Origin of the sequence: Butyrivibrio sp. Su6 (assembly GCF_900108105.1) — a bacterium.
Lineage (GTDB): Bacteria > Bacillota > Clostridia > Lachnospirales > Lachnospiraceae > Butyrivibrio.
Genome location: NZ_FNUR01000002.1, coordinates 202654 through 220969, shown reverse-complemented (window position 1 = coordinate 220969; position 18316 = coordinate 202654). Strand labels below are relative to the sequence as shown.

The following is an 18316-nucleotide window of genomic DNA, read 5'->3' as shown; positions in this document are numbered from 1 at the left end:
ATTCTAACCTTCTTCATATCTCACACCTTTAATGGCCACTCAGAGCCAACGTCCAGCCCATTCTCCGTAAGCCAGTCATCTTCAACTGACACAAGTTTCTCATTCCCAGTATCATCCACAAGAGTAACTGATACCTTAGGCTTCTGTCCCGGCTGTAATTCCTCGCAGCCATAATCCCCATCAAATATCTGCTTTATCTTCCACATAAACCTCAGTCCAAGTCCTCCACATCAATCATCTTAATTGAAGTTTCACTAACCAGCTGCGCAAACACTCCCCTGCCCTTCACAGAAAGCCCCAACCTTCTCGCTGTAGTTATTTCCACCATTATATTTGCAGTTCTCACCTAAAAGGCATGCGCTAACAGCAATGACCATTACAGTTTTCCATCCTTTCCAAATGAGTCTTCCAGAAAATCAAACAATGGTTCCCGGATATCCTTATCATAAAAAATGTCCTTACTCATCTATAGTCCTTGAAGCCCTTTTCTCAGCCACTCTATCTTTTATCACCACTACAACAGTTCCAACTGCGGCAACAGCCAATGCAATAAATCCATAAACCATCATGATCGCCGCACCAAAAATCGGAGTCTCAGGACCAGCACTGACAAAATAGTAGTAATAATACGTGTAGAGAATCATTCCAGCGGCAGTCGATACAACAAGCATCAGAGATGAAATGCAATACTCTTTCATTCCTTTTTCAATAAGCATATTTATAACTCCAAGTACCACAATTATGATCAGTAAGTACCTGCTGATCAATGTTCCTCTCAGCTTATCTACTATGAAGAACATAATAAGTGGTATCAGATTCAGGAATTTCAGATATCTCATACTATCCTCTTAACACCCTTTCCTTCCACTTTTATGATCTTCTATAGAGCAGGCATCAGGTGTTCCATATTCAATTAGGCCCACAACCGCAGGATCAAGAGTAATGCTTCCGTCTTCAAGAACAAAGGCCGGTATACCAACATCTCCAATTTCCTTGGAATGATTGAATGCCGGATTGGTATCACGAAGTCTGGTAAAAATCCCCATATTCCTGATATTTTCGCCAATGTTAATATACTCAAATTCATTCTCACGCCCTATTATCTGCTCATGAATGTAATCGCAGTAGGGACATGTAGGCATTCCGTAAATTTTGATCATTGTTCTCCCTCCATAATGTCATTGTAAATATACCCCAATAAAATCAATACTTTCTTCATATACTTTTAACTCCCCTAATTATATGCAAAAAAGTACTTCGACGCTATATGAGACGGCTAGTTTAATCCATCAAAAAAGAGTGTAGTTAACGTGAGCTACACCCTTTATAAATCAAAAGCATCTATATTTATTCTTCATTCATAGATTTTATAACTAGACTAATGTACGCACTCCTATTATATAAGACTCTTCCCACTTCAGTGCGACCAGCCCTGATCCATATCAGCTAAAGCTATCGGCGAGTAAACTATTTCATAATCCATCTCAGCCTTCTAGCCTCCTACGCCTGTTTTTAAAATGTTCAGCGACCTCATCGTCGCTAATCCATCCTTCCTCTTCTCCAGAAGCGAATCCCGCATTGAGTTCACTGACGAGTTTAACCATAGCCCTTGCTTTGTCAAAAATTACGTCATCCTCTATACTATGTATGCTATACTCGACTCGACCATTTTTAGTCAGGTAAACCGGTTTACCCGCTTCAACTTTATCCAAGACCTGTCCATAATTGCGCAATTCAGAAATAGGTGCAATTGTTGGCATAATATCACCTCAGTTTCTTAACTTTATTATGGTTCTTCCAGGTATCTGACCTCTTTACCGTGTGCTATCGCGTATTCAATCTCACTCTTAGTGCTAGTTCCCACATAGCCTCCAACGTTGATTACATATATGGAATCTGCCATATCGATTTTCCTCTTGTGCATGTCGTCTAGCATCTCTTTTGTCTTAGTAAGCGTTCCCTCGTCCATGTTCTCCCAGACTTCCTGATCTCCAGAATGACCAAACAAGCCTACGCTGATGACAATGTTGCCTTCAAGAGTAAGCCTCTTCTGTGCTTCCATGAACTGATCTTTAAACCTAGTGCTTCCGCACAATGTTATTACCGGATATTTCCCCTGCATGTCATTCTCCTCCATCAAATTACCATTATCAGTGTCCCTGCTCCAATCAGCACACACCCGATTAAAGACTTCGCCGTAAACTCCTCATGTAAAAAGACAAATGCCAGCACCAGCGTGATTACAACACTCAGCTTATCAATAGGCACTACTTTTGAAGCTTCACCCATCTGCAGAGCTTTGTAATAACACAGCCATGATGCTCCTGTAGCAAGCCCTGACAGAATCAAAAAGATCCAGCTCTTTCTGCTGATAGAGCTTATCCCGCCCTGGGCGCTTGTTATGAATACCATAACCCAGGCCATCACAACCACAACACAGGTCCTTATCGCTGTAGCCAGGTTAGAATCAACTCCCTCAATGCCGACCTTGGCAAGTATTGATGTCAGTGCTGCAAACACTGCTGATAGAATCGCAAACAAAAACCACATATCATTTATCCCCCGCTTACATTACTCTGTAATCTCTATCTGATTCCCTTCATCTGAAATGTACTGTCCTATTCCGCCTTCAGTCTTGCTGGCATCAAACTTAAGCGTATCCAAAATGATATCTGCCTCTTCCCACATATGGCTTATCCAGGAATCGCAGTCTATGCTCTGGGCAACTATCTGAGGACGCTCATCGCCAAAAGTAATGAAGTCCCAATGCTCATGATCATCATATGTGCCAGCATGCGCGGTATATCCCGCTAATGTAATCTCTTCCTGGGAAAGTCCTGTTCCGCAAACGCCAAAACTGTCTGTGCAAAAGAGCTCTATCTGCCCTGCATCTGCAGATTTTGGTTTTAGTATCAATCCATATAGACCATAAGTGAGCTTCCCATCATCCACTGCAGAAATCTCCGCAGTCCATCCTTCCGGAACAACTACAGACATCTCTCCATAGGGTCCGCCCACTGAAACTGTCTGCTTTTCATAAGCACTTCCTGTGGCAAAAGAGCTCCATTCGCCATAAACTCTCTCGGCTCCGTTGCCTTTAAATGCCCTTACTCTTATTCTGAAATCGAAATAATCCTGAGCACTGGTAACATAAGAATTATCGGCAATCTCAACTGTTTCAGGTTCTCTGTATTCCTTCTCTGAATAGTACTTATTCTCTTCAGAGACTTCGTATCCTTCAGCCCCCTCAACCGGATTCCACTCGAAAACAACCTCTGCACAGTCTTCTCCAGGTCTCAAAATCCCGTCTTTCACCGCAGGCACACCAAGAGTACTGGCTTCAACCGCTTCCGGTTCACTCACTGTGCTGGAAGCAGCTCCGCTATCTGCCACTTTATTGTTTCCACATCCAACAGCGGCAATCGTCATAAGCATTACCATAGCAACACATAATCTTTTCATACTGCTCCTTATTCTCTATAAACATTAACCCAACTTTTTCAGATCCCTAAAAATCCCAAAGCATTCTCTGACCATATTATTTGGAAGATACCAAGGAACTGTATACGCTGCTATTCCGCAAACCTCGTTATCTGTAAGCTTCCTCGCTAAATGCACTCCCCTGAACACATGAAAATTATTGGTCACAACACCAATCGTCAGACCATCCCTATCACCTATTATTTCAAGAGAATTGGCTATATTCTGAACTGTATCAACTGCATTCGTTTCAGCTATGATTCTGTTTTCCACAATTCCTTTTGAGACTAGATACTCTTTTCCACCTTCTCCTTCACTTACTGATTCGTTATTCCCTTTAGCTCCGGAAACAATACATACTGTATCCGGATTCTGTATGAGATAATCATAAGCAGCATCAAGCCTGTATTTAAAAATAATGCTCGGTCCACTATTCCTCATCTGTGCGCCAAGCACAACTATGTAATCAAGGTCCTCCTGTCCCTTATCATTAAAATGACTTATCATCGCAATTATGCATAGCATAAAAGCCACCATAATAGCCGCTATGCAAACATTCACTATCCTTCGCACTAGTATCGGAACCCTTTTCCATCTATCTTTCCCGGAGAACCAGAATATTGTTCCAAAAAACAATGCTCCAATAAGCCATATCACAAAAGAAAAAGTTCCGCTTCCCACAAAATAGATACTCCCAGAATACAATAGACATATTCCAATTAGTAACAACCATATCAATCTTTTCTTCATATCTCAATAACATATCCTCAGCTATCTAAACGTATTACCATTTGATGATAACATTAATTTGCCTGTTCGGAGGTATATAAAAAGAGCCATCGCAAACGATAGCCCTTCGCTATAACCATATCAAAAATTTAAATTCCATTATCCAAGAAACATCACATGTTCAGGATTTCCCATAAATCCGGAGTCAGATACTTCTTAAGAAGTCCATCTGCATCCACGTCACCGAAGCCACCGTAGAATTCTTCAGCTACTCCGCCTGCAATTGCTCCGAAAGTATCAGAGTCGCATTCCAGGGAAAAGACATTTCGTATGAAGCTCTCGTAATCAGTGCTTTCGTAGAAACATCTCATAGCTGCAGGTACTGATCCCTGACAGCTCTCAGTCCACTTATAGCGCGGCCTGATCTCATCAAGGCTATAGCCAATACTGTACTCATAACTCTCCTTAGGATACTGCTCTAGCACATAATCATATATTTCCTGCTTGTTCTTGCCGTGTCTTGCCATCCAGATGCATGTTGCTGTCACAACTGCTCCCTTGATTCCTTCTGGATGATTATGAGAAACCGATGCTGTAGCTTCAGCCATATTCTGCATTTCTTCATAGTCCTCGTAATACTCTCCGACAAAAGACACTCTCATAGCGCTGCCATTTCCCCAGCTGTTATAAGGCTCATGGTTATTTCCATTGATCCAGTTAAAGAACCTCCCTCCATATCCGGCAAATGGGTACTCACGGCCAACTTCAACCATGGTCTCAACAAGATCCGCTCCGATCTTTAGTGCCCTCTTAATTGCCAAAGTCATGACTGTATCATCTGTAAAACCAATTGCATCGCCCTCAGCCAGAGGTACATTCTTCCAATCAAGATTCTTTGGTCTGTCAAACTCAAACTGTGCTCCAAGTATATCTCCTAAAACTGCTCCTTTTACTGCCATCTACTCTTCCCTCTCTTCTGATAATCTCTGTTGATCTCATCGTCCCATCCGCTTTCGCTCAGGCACTCATCGGCTTCCATAGCACTACCTGCCATCATTACTGAACATACTGCCTTGCTAACTCCTGCGTATACATTAGCCGTACCAATTGTATCACTCACATAGTTAACAGCCCTGTCCTTGCGAATTCCGTACTTCTGAGCCTCAGCATAAGCATCGATATTGGCTCCGATGAAGATGAACTCCCAGCCATATTTCTTTTGCTGCTTCTTAACCATCTTCTCAATCTTCTCGCGAGAATATCTGCTGCTGGCATTCTCCATGCCGTCTGTAGTGATTACAAAAATTGTCTTCTCAGGCCTGTCCTCTTCCCTTGCATATTTGTGAACGTTGCCAATGTGGTGAATCGCTCCTCCAACCGCATCCAGAAGAGCTGTGCAGCCTCTGACGTAATACTGCTTGTCAGTCATCTTCTCAATCTTTTCAATGGGAACTCTGTCATGGATAACTTCGCACTCATCATCGAAAAGAACTGTAGAAACCACTGCCTTCTCGCCTGTCTTTTTCTGCTTCTCCATCATGGCGTTGAAACCTCCAATAGTATCTGCCTCAAGTCCGCCCATTGAACCTGATCTATCTAAAATATAAACAATCTCTGTATATCCTTTACTCATCTCTTTTGCCTCCATCAGTACATCTGTAGTCCCCTGCAGTGGACTGTTTCCTTTGTTCTGATGTAATAATACCTTTTTGGCAAAAGAAAAAGGTCAACCCGGAGGAGACCTTTGTAAAAACACAAATTGTGCAAGTCAGCTTGCACGTTTTTATCAACTTGAAAGCGAATCCAAGCCATAATCAAAGAGTACAATATCAATCTTCATTACGTTGTAATCCTGGTGTCTTATGAAATGCTCTACGATTACATCAGTCTGGGATACCGGAGAAAAAGCATATCCAGCGAGACGCAGGAAATCAACAGCTTCATCCATGTTGAGCCGAAGTCCCACTGCCAAGGCAAGGACCTTTTCTTTTGAAGGCTTAACCTGGCCCTTTATCAGCTTGGAAAAATACTGCTTTGAAATATTCGCTGCAGCATAAACCTCTGAATTCTTGAGCCCTTTCTTGTTGATCAGCTGCTGAAGGTGCTTTTCAAAAGAATCCGTGTACATGCTCTTTAAAGCATCATCAAGAGACTCTGCCTTCTTGGGTGCACTTCCAATATCATCCTCTGGTCCGAGTTCCTCATATTCCTCAAGAACTTCTTCAGCTTCAACCTCCATCTCATCAGAGATATCCTCAAAGCCGCTACTACCTATATAATCTGCAGCATGGAAAGAAGCTTCTTCTCGCCTTCTATCTCGAGGACGCTCCAATCCGTACTCCTTATCAAGAGTCTCCGTGACATAGTCATCATCTATGTAGCAGCGTACTTCTTCACCCAACTCACCGGAAATCCTTACAGACTTCTGTCCGAACACCACCAGGAAGATTTCCATCTCATGCTCGGTTAAAAACCTGGTAAAAGAATCTACAGCAATCTCTATTCCTAATTTCTGCGGAAATCCATAGGTTCCCGTAGCAAGTAGTGGGAAAGCAATGGACTTACACTTATGCTTATATGCCAGCTCCAGAGATTTGTCATAGCAAGCCTTCAAAAGCTCTGCTTCTCCATGATCTCCGCCGTCCCACCATGGTCCACTGGCATGGATGATGTATTTAACACCAAGATTAAAGGCAGGAGTAATACCCACTTCTCCAGGATCAAGTCGTCCAATCTTGCCCCTGGCAGCAAGAAGCTTCTCTTCCCCCGCAGCTTTATATATGGCAGAATCAACGCCACCACCAATAGCTACTTCTGGATTAGCAGTGTTTACTATGACGTCTGCTTTTACTTTTGTAATATCATTCCTGATAATTTGAAATGGCATTTAGGCTTCATCCCTTCCTATAACAACCCTTTTTATCATTATATGAAATCCCACTTGTATTTGCTTTATTTTTCTTTCATAACATTTCTGTGGAAAAATCAGGTCTTTAGCGATCTGACATGAAGAACATAACCTGACGGTATCTGTCTTGGAGAATAACCTGTTATGCCTTTAAACACACGGTTAAAATTTCTAATGGTATTAAATCCCGTCTCAGCAAGCAATTCATTATAAGACATATCAGGATCTGATTCCAAAAGATCTATAGCGTGACTTATACGTATTACATTTAGATATTGAGAAAAAGTCATGCCAGACATCGTCTTAAATGCCCTGGAAAAATATGCGTCAGACATATTCATAAATGATGCAGCATCATGAAAAGAAAGAGTATCATAATGATTATCTATCTCTGACAAAAGTCTTTTATATCTGACCACAGCAAAATAATGCTCACTGTCTTTTTGGATCATTTCTTCGTTTCTTATGACATCTACCATAAGTTCAGTTGTGATAGAATTTATCAACTCTACATAGAACAATCCTTTGTTTTGATACTCATCATAGATTTTCACAATCCTATCCTTAATATGGTATCGGTCTTTAATATATGGGGTCTTAAAACGGTAATCCTTACTATTATGATCCGGATTCTTTTCAAATTGAGCTATGTATATAGTGGTCCCTTCATCGCTTTCGATACTATGTATGCTCTCTCCATAGCAAAAGAGACAGTAATCTGGTGTCAATTCATAAACTCTACCTTCCAAAATTACTTTCGCTTTCCCACAGGTACATACTATAAGCTCAGTTTCAAAATGCCAGTGCGGATTTTTGTGAAGATTTAGAAATTTGTTTACATAGATATGCAAGCCTTTGTCAAAAGCAAGATGTTCAAAATTGGCAAGCATGAGAAATACCTCCATGTGAGTATATTTTAATTTTAGTTCTATCTTCTTTTACTTACAAGATTTAAGACAAATAATGTCTATAAAATGACAATAGATTTCTTTAATTCACTGTTGGCTAGTGACACAATATAGTTACACACATGGGGTGAACGAGGATATATTTTGATATTTATCCTCGTTCAAAAAGCATATGAAAAAAGATAATGTGGGGAAAGGAAGAAAAAACATGAAAAAGAAAAATCGATTATGGCTAATAATTGCTCTATGCTGCATGGTTATCAGCATTATAGGGTCAAGCCTAATTCAGACCGCAGGGGGAAAGGTCGAAATTCGAAAGCTTAACCTTGTTATCAGCAATGATGATACTTTGTATGCACAAATGTATATTCCAAAAGATGCTACTGCTGATCACAAATTACCTCTTGTAGTCCTTCAACACGGTAGTCAACACAATTTGCAAATGCAAGATATGAATATGGTAGAGCTTGCAAGACGTGGCTTCATTGTTATTTCAGGTGATGCTCTTGGGCACGGATCATCTACTCCTCGTGGTATGGTTAACAATCCGGCTCTTAATTTTGCTAATGTTCAGATTCTTATTGATTATGCCTGTGCTAACATGGACAACATTGACACAAGCAAAATTGGTATCTGCGGTCATTCTATGGGGGCAGCAATCATACTGAGCACATTACAGCACTATGTAGAGGAAGGTTATAAAGGCGGAGAGAATAAAATTGCCGCAGCTCTCGAAATCGGTTATGATCCCGCTTATGAAGCTTGGGAATTTGATGGTGTGGACGGACCAGTTTATGCCGACAGCAATTGGGGAGTAATCGCAGGCAAATATGATGAGTATTTCTTCCGTCAGGAAGATACAAATAATGATCCGGCGCATATACTTGAAAGTCAGGCCGCACTTAATTTTGTTCGTCAGGCTGATCCAAGTGCGCAGGGACCTGTTGAAGAAGGAAAATACTATACCGGTCAGATAAATGGTAAAACCGTATCACGTGTATATTACCAGAATCCTGAAATACATCCACAAAATGTATTCTCACGTAATACTTCTCATGATGTAATTGAGTTCTTTTATAATACACTTGGAACCCCTGATGGTCATGAAAATATTAGTCCAGACAATCAGGTATGGCTTATCAAACAGCTCTTTAATCTCCTTGGACTTATAGGTATGCTCCTGTTCTTATTCCCATTCGCATGTTGGATCATGGACGCAGTACCATTCTTCTCAAGTCTTCGTGCTGATAAAGAACTCCCTCCTGCTCCAGCCCTGACAACAGCAAAGAGCAAGGTTATTTATTGGATATTCTTTTGTATTAATATGCTTCTTCCAGCAGCACTTGCAATGCCGGTAATGCACAATCTTATCGGAAAAGAATCGTTTGCTCCGGCAACAGCAAATAGTTGGTTTGGTGAAGGATCAACAAATGAAATAGCTGCATGGGCTTTAATCTCTGGTGCATGCATCCTCATTGTTTTCCTGATCAACTACTTTGTGTTTAGCAAAAAAGATGGTGCAACACCTGAAACCTGGGGAATAAAGATATCTGTTGGTAACTTCTTTAAGAGTTTACTGCTCGCATTTATTACATTCCTCACAGTATATTTGATCGTATTCGTAGCAGATTTCTTCTTTACAACAGATTTTAGATTCTGGCTTATCGCAATGAGAACTTTCAATGCCAACAAAGTCCTTTACTGGATTGCTTATGTACCAGCATTTATTATTTTCTACCTTGTTAACAATATCATGGTAAATGGTGGAAACCGCGTTGATGGAAGACCAGACTGGGTCGTAACACTTGTGAGCTGCCTTGCAAATGCATGTGGTATCGTATTGCTTCTTGCCATTCAATATATTGTTTATATTAATACCGGAGCATTTACCTTCAATGCCATGCGTACACATAATCTGTTCCCATTTGTTGTACTTGTTCCAGCTGCAACAATCATCACAAGAAAGTATTTCAAGGAAAATGGAAATATTTATCTTGGTGCCTTTACCATAGGTATGATATACACTATGATGCAGGTCACTCAAGTAGCTATGAACACTGGCCTTATTAATGGCTAAAAACTAAATGAACATGTAGAAAGCTGCAGTTACTATATGCTTTCTACATGTTCTTTTATTCCAAACATTTCTTTATCTCATATTCCTAAAGATATTGTAATCTTACGGATGTTCTATATATTCTGATTCATTCAATAATTGACATATCTGCTCAATGCCAATGAAAACCACTTTCTTCCCACTTAGTCTTGCTAAATAATCAATAGTTGCCTGAACGTTTTGGTCGAAGTGCTGAGGAGCAACTATTGCAATTAACTGAGCCCTATTATCTTCCATCCCTTGAGTTACAAATTGCCTGATTATCTCCTCTCCTTCACTAGAGGTCTCAAGTAAAGGCATTGTCAACATTTCTTCTAGGGTCCTCTTTCCCGTGTTAAACGAGTTCTTTTTAATAATGCCTTTCATAAGATAGTGATTCCTTCCTACGGTCACCTGTCCATGTACATCCCCAAACTCAGATCCTTTATGTGGTTGCACCCTAAAGTTTGGCAAATATCCCATAAACAGTTTGGGAAGGCAAACCATTTTTTTGTCCATCAAACATTTTTCAATTTTTTTGTTAGAACATCCTCCTTCGCATTTTTCCTTCATCTTAACAGCATATTCTACCAACCTTCTATTTAAAGCATATTGCTCACTGCCCTTTTGAAACTCTTTAATATCATAAAACTGAATTTCGACTTCATCATCTGGTACAAGCCCTCTTTTAATTACAAGAGTCTCATCTAATACAAAAATAGCAATATCATTTTCCATTCCGGGAAAGCCTATGTTTAAATTTCTTTTAATTTCACTTTTAAATTTCCTAGTAGCGATATACCATGCTGTAAGCTTACAATTTCTGTGCCCTTCTGCACAAACTATTTCTACCGATGCTCCGCAGTCACAAACCAGCTCTTTTCCGGACATTTTCAAAGGTTTACCACAATTACAACAAACTGGAGGTTCATATTCTTCACATTCGTTACAGTATATCCTTGGAGCTTTCATAAAATATACATCATCATCTAAAAGGCATTCAGCATTAGTTAACATTGGAATCTGAATTTGACCATCATCCTCTAGCGAAATGATATTAGTCAAGATCCAATTTGCTATTGTTTGCTGTTCCATAGAAAGAGTCCACTTAAGGTGTAATCCCATTGACTCATATATCTCTGCAACTGGTTGACCTTTAAGTTTATCAATTTCATTTAATATAGTCGTAATAGCTTCATCTGACCACTTAAAAAGAACATCTGCCGGTAAATGCTTATATATTCCTATGCTCCCTTTGTGAATATTGTGCTTGATTGTTCCCACAATTCCTTCTGTTATTTCAGCAATATAGTTTCCCGCTGTATCAAAAGTATCTCTCTTAGTTCTTAATCTCTCCTCTTCATCCCTTTGATCTTCTGTAAGTCCGGTAGAACACGAAAATGTAGTCTTTGCACCACTATAATCTTGAATCGTCACTCGGCTCTTAGCTTGAATTTTTGTGCACTTTTCTACCGCTGATTTTGGAGGCTTAATCTGAGTCACCTTATTACCCATTGAAGATGCAACAAATGATGTAATGAACCTAGTCATATTCTCATGTTTACTGATGCAAGCTAAATATGGCTTATTTGCCCCTACCCATACGCATCCCCTATGCATTTCCCATATACTAGAGTCCTTTCCCTCTTCACTTAAATAAATATATTCCTTGCTATATGTATAAACTATCTCATACCTATCATTAACTTTCTGAACTGACAGAACACGAAAATTTCTAAATCCACTAATATCTATAAAAGCTTTGCTACATGTTTCTAGCCGAAGCAATCTATCCACCTGTTCATTAGTTACTTCTTTGTTAAAATACCATAGCGTAAATGTAACCCTATCTCCATATATATAATTTTCTAATAATTTACTAATCTTTTCATCGCTTACATCCTGCTCCAGGAAAATACTATCTATTATCTCTGAGCGTGTCTTACTTTTTAATCCTTCTTCTGCAATTCCTTTCTCTACCGCAAGTTCAAAAATTGCTTGCCACGGAAGTTGCGACAACTTCCTCTTTTTTTCACTTACCAGCATAACCCTCCTCTGTTAATAATCATCAATAATCAAAAGGCCAATGTTTTTGCAATTTCTAACAACTCCAAAATATTGTCTCTTACCGAACTGATCTCAGAGTTTGCACCCCAGCTTATCCGTATTGCCGATGAAATAGCATCCTTGTCTATCCCCATGGCTGTTAAGACATAGCTTGGTTTATAGTCATTTGAAGTACAAGCCGATCCATTAGATATCCCGCAAAACTGTTTTGATGAAAGCATTAGTGCTTCCGATTCAATTCCTCGAAAACTCACGTTTATTGTATTCGGCATACAATAGTCTTGGTTTCCGTTAAGTGTATACTCTAAACCAGAATTCTCTACAAGATTCAAGACCTCTTTTTTGATTTCTAAACAGTGTTCAAGGTTTTTCTCATGCTCAGCATTTGCTATCTCGCATGCCTTTCCAAGACCTGCAACCAACGCAACAGGAATTGTTCCCGGTCGAATCCCATGTTCCTGCTGACCGCCATAAGTAATAGCTTTTACTGGTGGAAGTTTATACCGTTTTTTTCTTAATACCAATGCTCCAACTCCTTGTGGGCCGTTAAACTTATGTGCACTTAACGAGAGCATTGTATACTTAGTGCTTCTAAGTTCTTCAACGAGTTTCCCACAGCTTTGTGTTGCATCAACATGAAAAAAGACTCCTTTTTCCGCCAAAGCTTCGCCTATCTCTTCAATTGGCTGTATAACTCCCGTCTCATTGTTGGCATGCATAACGCTTACCAACAAAGTATCTTCTCTTACTAGGTCGATTATCTTTTGAGCACTAATTCTCCCATCTTTCTCAGGATCAACGATATCAATCAAAAAGCCTTCGTTTTTTAGGCTCTTTACAGTCTCAAGCACTGCCTTATGCTCTATACTCGTAGTAATAACATGCTTTTTCCCTACAGTATTTGCATAACTAATAAGCCCCCTTATCGCAATATTACTGCTTTCCGTAGAGCCACTAGTAAAAAACACTTCTGTACTATCGACACCTAAAAGGCTTGCTACCTCTTTTCTAGCCTTCTCAACAATCTTCCTTGCACCATCACCATAATCATGTGTTCTACTATCTGCATTTCCATAATTATTGGTGTAAACTTCCACCATATAATCCAGAACTCTCTTATCTATCGGTGTTGTAGCGTTATAGTCTAAATATATTCCCATAATCAGTCCTCTAATGAAAGCATCAGTAAGTCATCAAGATTCTTAATAAAATTCGTTCCGCATAGATAGGCAATTCCTCTTTCTAGATGAAGTTTAAAATACTTAGCTAATGTTTCCTCATCTGTAGGAAGATCCATTTTTTTACACCAAGCAATAATAAGTGCTTCATAAATATCGCTATATTCACCACCAAACGTGTACCAAGACATTTCCACATTACTATCTGCAACAATAGGAACATCAGTTGGTACAGTGTTTTCAGATAGTGAAAAACATAATGCCCATCTACATAAAATATTCCAATTCTTTATTCCTGTCTTTCCTTTTAGCCTGCCAAGTTTATCTTTTGATGCATTTGAAAGCTTAATTTGTTTTACAATCATGTTCTTATTCCCATCCAAAATATGTTTTTGTTAATGAGGTTGTCTTTTCCTCATCGTCATACTCCAGCGTAAACCTATCTCCTACGCTCGGTTGCATCAATTCATAATATCGTTCATCTATTTCTGAATCAGTTGATAATATTATTGTCTGTTCACTTGCATTTGGAAAATAGGTAGTTATAAGCGACTCTCTATGTGCAGAATCCAGTCGAGACAATGGTGTATCAATAATAACTGGCAGTTTTTTCTTTGAGCAAATTGCCAACGCCCATAATAAAGATATTACCATTAACTGCTTTTCTCCGGCTGATAGACGCTCCTTTGTAACTACTTCTCCTTCTTTGTTTAAGTACAATAAATCTAGAGTTTCAGGATTCATTTCAATGTGTGAAACAAGGTTCTTCTTATTTGCCAGCTTTTTATAACATGCTGTCATAGTTTCTGCCAAAACGCTCGTTTTTCTTGCTTGAAGTCTTATTTTATACTGTTCAATAATATCCTGTGCCATATGAGCATATTTCACTACTCTTTCATCAGAATCCACTGCTTCTAGAGCAGATAAAACATTCTCAGCCATTCTGCTAAATTCTGAGGTAAGCATCATTAAATTATTACTTAAGCTTGAACGTTTTTTATGATAATCCTCTATTTCGATTTCGCAATTGGCCAATTCTTTCTCGGTAGCTTTTATTGTTTTAAACAGATCACTCAGTTCTTTCTCATTAATATCTACAGAAAGATAGCCATCAATCTCATCTATCTTTTTCTGATTCTTGCATTCCTCTTTGAGCAGTTTTTTTACTTGTTCTTTTGCAGTTACAAGTCCGATATCACAGAGCATCCCAACCTTATATAAAGTCGCATCCGACAAATTATATATATTATCGCTTTGATCATCTCCAACCATATTTTGCATAAACGTGATAAACTTGTCTGTCGTGGCATTTTTCTTATCATATTTAGCGTACGCATCTTTTATCTTATCTATTGCCAAGGAGGAAAGCATTCTCTCATGCTCAACTTCTCCCTCGCTCCTTATATCTTTAAGTAATGGCATAACCAAAACTAATGGAAGCTCTCCTGAAGCAATCTCATATCGATCTTCCTGGTTACTTGCCAGCGCTGATATTTTGTTTGCCCTTTCTTGCATTAAATCATGTTTCTGTTCAACAATGTCACCGCCCTTAACCTGATACTCAGAGTTAAGGCTCTCTAGTTCATTCACAAGCTTATTCTTTTGCTTTTCCAAATTAGATATTTCTTCGTCAAGCATTTTAAGCTCTTCACTAGCTGCATCTTTTTCGTTTCTCAATTCTTCAAGTTTTCCCAAGTCCTGATTTGAAGATATCTTTTTCCCTATCCTGGTAATAATTTTGCTTATATCAGAATCAAGAATATCAAGCACCGATATTCCTAGCATTGCTTTTATTGATTCTTTCATCTGATAGCTTGTGTCTTCAACTGCTAATTCTGCTATCTTTTCTCCATCGAAAAAGAAAAAGTTAGAAAGCGCACTTGGTAGAATACTCTCTACAAACATAGGCCAATTCTCGGTCAAAAAAGCACTATCCTCACCATTTTTCCTTACCCATATTCTTTCATGTACCCTTTGTCCTTTAGCATCCCATTCACGATGAACTTGATATACTTCTTCATCAGAACTATCCATAGAAAAAACAATCTCAACAAATGATTCTAGTGTTCCGTCCTTTTTATTAACATATGATTTTAAATACTGCCCATAGGTCTGATATTTACTTTCTGTATACGCAAACGAATTAGAACCATAAAGACTTAGTAACACAGCCTCAAGGATTGTCGTTTTTCCTCGTCCATTCATTCCTCCAATAAGTACAACAGGCTTATTTCCAGTAAACTCCATCACATTTGTGTCAGCATAAACGCCAAAGTTATGCATTGTTAGTTTCTTTATGATCATTACTCTTCTTCCTCGCCCTCTTCGGTTTCATATGGTTCATCATATGAATCGTCTAATGCAATAGCACTATACTTTCCTCCCAGGTCCCTCTTTCTTTCTGTCTGTCCTAAATAGAACTGTCTGGCATCCTCTTCATCTTTGTAGTATGTCTTTTTAATTGCGCCTTCTAGTGCATCAGCAATTCCCTTCCTTTGGTTCAATCCACTAGACTTATTCTCTATATCCACGAGGCTATATGCCATTTCAAAAGCCAATTCTTCATCAGGATATAGTTCTTCTACTACCTCTTTTAGGATTTCCCACTCCTCATTCTTAAAAGCTGGGTTACCAATCCATTCGGGATCATCAAACTCCAAGCCGGTTACTTCTTGGTATATTCTCGGAAGAGAATCATCGAATTCATGTTTTTCATTAACCCAAATACGGCGAATGTTTCTAAGTTCCGGCATCGTTATAAGTTTAAGATCAGAAAATTCTTCTGGACCATTTTCATTTATATCCTTCTGCACCTCTAACAGCTCACGAAGCCATTTTTCTCTATATTCCTTTGTATATGGTCCATGATAAAGCTGCTTATAGCTTCCCTGTAGATAGCCAGCCATCTTTCTGAAGCTTCTGCGCTCACGATCATGTTCCTCATCTCCGAATCTATTCCTAAAATCTAATAAAGCTGACATCCACTCTTTTTCTGAATCGTTTGCAATCATGGCTTCCATAGATTTATCCTTTTCAACCATGGTACAAACCCAACAGCCAAATCTACTCCTACCACAACTAGGTAATCCTTTTTCAACCATCAAAGGACATTCGCCGTCAGCAGTTGCTCCTCTGTAAAGTGTTAACAGCTCTTTATTTGAATATCCCCATGGATTAGGATATTGCATCAGAAACACCCAAACATCGTTATCATTCCAGTCTTCTAATGGAGAAAAAACAAGTTCATTTGCCATAGATTGATTTGGACTCAGCAATTCTCTCACACGTTTCTTTTCATAATAAGCCATTGTTTTGGCACGTCTTGCACTCTCAGCTTTTCTAGTGCCAATTACCATAATTATCTCGCCATGCTCCGCTATCTTTTCTTTTACAAAAGTATTTACCGGCTGGATTTTCAAACGATCAGTGCACCAACGAAGCTTTTTTCTAGGAAATGGATATCCTCTTCCGATAAAATTCACCCAAAATGTATTATCCTCAGCAGGTGTCAACTGATGTGTTTCAAAAGGAAGTCCTTGCTCTTCAGCTGCTTCATCCATACATTCTAATGATTTTTTAACCCACTTTGACACTACAGGCGATTCAACTAAAGTATCTGTATTTATGATATGAACTTTCTTTTTAAGCATATACTTCGGAAGGCTTTTAAGCGCTAACCAAACCAATTGAACTGTAGCTGTGCTGTCCTTTCCTCCCGAATAACCAATGACCCAGGGAATGTCATCGCATAAGTATAAGTTTCTAACTGTATCCATCAATCCTTCAATTGATTCCTTCGTTATTGTTACTTCTCTTTTTACTTCACAACTATTTGTATCGCTCATAATACTGGTCTCCAATTATATTGTTAGTTCTTGTTCCGCAATCATTTCATCATCTGTAAGCGGTAATTCTAATCTTTTTTTAATATTGTTTGCCGCAAGTAATATCGCCTTTTCACTTGTAATCATGCGTCCATTAGGCTTAATTACCCTTTGTACCCATTCAGGAGCTGTTCGTTTCCAATCTATAGTTTCAAGCTTAGAAACCGCCTTATCAACATCATACTCATCTTGATGTTCAATAAGATACCCACCAACTCTACCTAATGCTTGAATAATGACAGCCTGCGTAGCAATATACTTTTCTCTTAACTCCATTTTAGAAATATCACGATTTTTTAGATCGCCCCACGGAATCATATGAGATGAAACTGATTGCCAATATTTAAGGCAAAACTCTTCAAAAACCTCATTACATGGCCGTCTTTTAAGAATTCTTCTATTCGCATTGTACATATTATTCAATGTAAACAATGAAGAAGAATACTTCCCTAAGATATCTTTTTCCTTATCTACGTACTCATCCAAAAAAGGAATTTCTTTAACTATTTTTCTAGTTACTACCGCCAAATCATCTCTCGAGTCATACAATTCGGATATCGAATTAGATGTTTTCACAGCATGCTTATTCAAATCAGTAAACATCTGTTGACTTCTTTCTAGCCCAGAATCCTCAAAAAAGACCACAGAAATAGTCTCTTCCATCAAAGAAGGATCTTCACTAATTGCTTCAAGGATCGCTGCTTTTCTGTGCTGACCATCATTTATCAAAAATCGAGCATCCAGCGCAACCTCTAGGATACCAACATCTTCTTGTTCTGAAGGAACAAATCTAAATTCTCCATCAATACTAGCAGCCAATGCAGAAAACACATAAGAATCCCTATTTTCAAGAATATAGTTAGCTATTTCTGGAATGCGTGATTCATTAAGCTTTCTCTGCGCTCTATGCTCCGGCATAATGTATTCATCATCTCTAGGAAACAAACTTGCTATCATTTTTAAAGGAACCATTCCGATATAGTATTCTTTTTTCGCTTGAACGCCTTTTACCACTGGAAATCTATAACAATAATTCATATCGCCTCCACGTAAAAATACCCTACTTA

Annotated in this window: 18 protein-coding genes and 2 pseudogenes; 1 reads left to right on the top strand and 19 read right to left on the bottom strand. The window is 38.9% G+C overall.

Features of this window, described 5'->3' with window-relative positions:
• Window positions 1–20: 20 nt before the first annotated feature.
• The 13 genes and pseudogenes from C4S54_RS03340 to C4S54_RS03280 all read right to left on the bottom strand — a co-directional run bounded on the left by C4S54_RS03340 (window position 21) and on the right by C4S54_RS03280 (window position 8007).
• Window positions 21–206, bottom strand: a complete 186-nt coding sequence (locus C4S54_RS03340; RefSeq protein WP_103868263.1) for a hypothetical protein — start codon at window positions 204–206, stop codon at window positions 21–23.
• 75 nt (window positions 207–281) lie between these two features.
• Window positions 282–377 (bottom strand): annotated as a pseudogene (locus C4S54_RS03335) (DUF523 domain-containing protein); the annotation flags it as partial.
• A gap of 81 nt (window positions 378–458) precedes the next feature.
• The gene (locus tag C4S54_RS03330; protein WP_103868262.1) at window positions 459–839 is read right to left on the bottom strand and encodes a hypothetical protein; all 381 of its coding nucleotides are present in this window, start codon (window positions 837–839) and stop codon (window positions 459–461) included.
• A 9-nt stretch (window positions 840–848) separates the two neighbouring features.
• On the bottom strand, window positions 849–1160 hold the full coding sequence (locus tag C4S54_RS03325) for a glutaredoxin-related protein (protein ID WP_103868261.1): 312 nt from the start codon (window positions 1158–1160) through the stop codon (window positions 849–851).
• Between the two features lie 324 nt (window positions 1161–1484).
• Window positions 1485–1760: a prevent-host-death protein gene (locus tag C4S54_RS03320; protein ID WP_103868260.1), complete on the bottom strand. Its 276-nt coding sequence runs from the start codon at window positions 1758–1760 to the stop codon at window positions 1485–1487.
• A 26-nt stretch (window positions 1761–1786) separates the two neighbouring features.
• Window positions 1787–2122, bottom strand: coding sequence for a hypothetical protein (locus tag C4S54_RS03315; protein WP_074892164.1), 336 nt, complete (start codon window positions 2120–2122; stop codon window positions 1787–1789).
• A 14-nt stretch (window positions 2123–2136) separates the two neighbouring features.
• On the bottom strand, window positions 2137–2550 hold the full coding sequence (locus tag C4S54_RS03310) for an EamA family transporter (protein WP_074892142.1): 414 nt from the start codon (window positions 2548–2550) through the stop codon (window positions 2137–2139).
• A 21-nt stretch (window positions 2551–2571) separates the two neighbouring features.
• Window positions 2572–3462, bottom strand: a complete 891-nt coding sequence (locus tag C4S54_RS03305) for a hypothetical protein (RefSeq protein ID WP_103868259.1) — start codon at window positions 3460–3462, stop codon at window positions 2572–2574.
• A gap of 24 nt (window positions 3463–3486) precedes the next feature.
• Window positions 3487–4005, bottom strand: a complete 519-nt coding sequence (locus C4S54_RS03300; protein ID WP_160110664.1) for a YdcF family protein — start codon at window positions 4003–4005, stop codon at window positions 3487–3489.
• 377 nt (window positions 4006–4382) lie between these two features.
• Window positions 4383–5168, bottom strand: coding sequence for an ADP-ribosylglycohydrolase family protein (locus C4S54_RS03295; protein ID WP_103868257.1), 786 nt, complete (start codon window positions 5166–5168; stop codon window positions 4383–4385).
• A complete protein-coding gene (locus C4S54_RS03290) occupies window positions 5159–5842 on the bottom strand; it encodes a vWA domain-containing protein (protein ID WP_074888926.1) in 684 nt (227 codons plus the stop codon). Before C4S54_RS03290 ends, C4S54_RS03295 begins: the two co-directional genes overlap by 10 nt.
• 153 nt (window positions 5843–5995) lie before the next feature.
• The gene (locus tag C4S54_RS03285; RefSeq protein WP_103868256.1) at window positions 5996–7096 is read right to left on the bottom strand and encodes a macro domain-containing protein; all 1101 of its coding nucleotides are present in this window, start codon (window positions 7094–7096) and stop codon (window positions 5996–5998) included.
• A gap of 98 nt (window positions 7097–7194) precedes the next feature.
• Entirely contained in the window at window positions 7195–8007 is an 813-nt protein-coding gene (locus C4S54_RS03280) for an AraC family transcriptional regulator (protein WP_160110663.1), read from the bottom strand.
• Between the two features lie 190 nt (window positions 8008–8197).
• Here C4S54_RS03280 and C4S54_RS16455 point away from each other — a divergent pair.
• A pseudogene (locus C4S54_RS16455) lies at window positions 8198–8704 on the top strand (alpha/beta hydrolase); the annotation flags it as partial.
• 1500 nt (window positions 8705–10204) lie between these two features.
• Here C4S54_RS16455 and C4S54_RS03270 read toward each other — a convergent pair.
• From C4S54_RS03270 to dndB, 6 genes are read right to left on the bottom strand one after another with little or no spacing between them, the layout of a single operon-like run.
• Window positions 10205–12166, bottom strand: coding sequence for a hypothetical protein (locus tag C4S54_RS03270; RefSeq protein ID WP_103868253.1), 1962 nt, complete (start codon window positions 12164–12166; stop codon window positions 10205–10207).
• A 29-nt stretch (window positions 12167–12195) separates the two neighbouring features.
• A complete protein-coding gene (locus tag C4S54_RS03265) occupies window positions 12196–13347 on the bottom strand; it encodes a cysteine desulfurase family protein (protein WP_103868252.1) in 1152 nt (383 codons plus the stop codon).
• A 2-nt stretch (window positions 13348–13349) separates the two neighbouring features.
• On the bottom strand, window positions 13350–13730 hold the full coding sequence (gene dndE, locus C4S54_RS03260; RefSeq protein ID WP_103868251.1) for a DNA sulfur modification protein DndE: 381 nt from the start codon (window positions 13728–13730) through the stop codon (window positions 13350–13352).
• Between the two features lie 4 nt (window positions 13731–13734).
• Window positions 13735–15669 carry a DNA sulfur modification protein DndD gene (gene dndD / locus C4S54_RS03255; RefSeq protein WP_103868250.1) on the bottom strand — a complete coding sequence of 645 codons (1935 nt, stop codon included), beginning with the start codon at window positions 15667–15669 and terminating at the stop codon, window positions 13735–13737.
• The gene (gene dndC / locus C4S54_RS03250) at window positions 15669–17210 is read right to left on the bottom strand and encodes a DNA phosphorothioation system sulfurtransferase DndC (RefSeq protein WP_103868249.1); all 1542 of its coding nucleotides are present in this window, start codon (window positions 17208–17210) and stop codon (window positions 15669–15671) included. Before dndC ends, dndD begins: the two co-directional genes overlap by 1 nt.
• Window positions 17211–17225: 15 nt before the next feature.
• Window positions 17226–18287: a DNA sulfur modification protein DndB gene (gene dndB, locus C4S54_RS03245; RefSeq protein ID WP_103868248.1), complete on the bottom strand. Its 1062-nt coding sequence runs from the start codon at window positions 18285–18287 to the stop codon at window positions 17226–17228.
• Window positions 18288–18316 lie beyond the last annotated feature (29 nt).

Excerpts from the sequence above, each read along its gene's own strand:
- C4S54_RS03300 (WP_160110664.1), bottom strand. The coding sequence starts at position 4,005 with ATGCTATGCATAATTGCGATGATAAGTCATTTTAATGATAAGGGACAG.
- C4S54_RS03340 (WP_103868263.1), bottom strand. The coding sequence starts at position 206 with ATGTGGAAGATAAAGCAGATATTTGATGGGGATTATGGCTGCGAGGAA.
- C4S54_RS03295 (WP_103868257.1), bottom strand. The coding sequence starts at position 5,168 with ATGGCAGTAAAAGGAGCAGTTTTAGGAGATATACTTGGAGCACAGTTT.
- dndE (WP_103868251.1), bottom strand. The coding sequence starts at position 13,730 with ATGATTGTAAAACAAATTAAGCTTTCAAATGCATCAAAAGATAAACTT.
- dndD (WP_103868250.1), bottom strand. The coding sequence starts at position 15,669 with ATGATCATAAAGAAACTAACAATGCATAACTTTGGCGTTTATGCTGAC.
- dndB (WP_103868248.1), bottom strand. The coding sequence starts at position 18,287 with ATGAATTATTGTTATAGATTTCCAGTGGTAAAAGGCGTTCAAGCGAAA.
- C4S54_RS03285 (WP_103868256.1), bottom strand. The coding sequence starts at position 7,096 with ATGCCATTTCAAATTATCAGGAATGATATTACAAAAGTAAAAGCAGAC.
- C4S54_RS03315 (WP_074892164.1), bottom strand. The coding sequence starts at position 2,122 with ATGCAGGGGAAATATCCGGTAATAACATTGTGCGGAAGCACTAGGTTT.
- C4S54_RS03290 (WP_074888926.1), bottom strand. The coding sequence starts at position 5,842 with ATGAGTAAAGGATATACAGAGATTGTTTATATTTTAGATAGATCAGGT.
- C4S54_RS03325 (WP_103868261.1), bottom strand. The coding sequence starts at position 1,160 with ATGATCAAAATTTACGGAATGCCTACATGTCCCTACTGCGATTACATT.
- C4S54_RS03310 (WP_074892142.1), bottom strand. The coding sequence starts at position 2,550 with ATGTGGTTTTTGTTTGCGATTCTATCAGCAGTGTTTGCAGCACTGACA.
- C4S54_RS03265 (WP_103868252.1), bottom strand. The coding sequence starts at position 13,347 with ATGGGAATATATTTAGACTATAACGCTACAACACCGATAGATAAGAGA.
- C4S54_RS03305 (WP_103868259.1), bottom strand. The coding sequence starts at position 3,462 with ATGAAAAGATTATGTGTTGCTATGGTAATGCTTATGACGATTGCCGCT.
- C4S54_RS03270 (WP_103868253.1), bottom strand. The coding sequence starts at position 12,166 with ATGCTGGTAAGTGAAAAAAAGAGGAAGTTGTCGCAACTTCCGTGGCAA.
- C4S54_RS03280 (WP_160110663.1), bottom strand. The coding sequence starts at position 8,007 with ATGCTTGCCAATTTTGAACATCTTGCTTTTGACAAAGGCTTGCATATC.
- dndC (WP_103868249.1), bottom strand. The coding sequence starts at position 17,210 with ATGAGCGATACAAATAGTTGTGAAGTAAAAAGAGAAGTAACAATAACG.
- C4S54_RS03330 (WP_103868262.1), bottom strand. The coding sequence starts at position 839 with ATGAGATATCTGAAATTCCTGAATCTGATACCACTTATTATGTTCTTC.
- C4S54_RS03320 (WP_103868260.1), bottom strand. The coding sequence starts at position 1,760 with ATGCCAACAATTGCACCTATTTCTGAATTGCGCAATTATGGACAGGTC.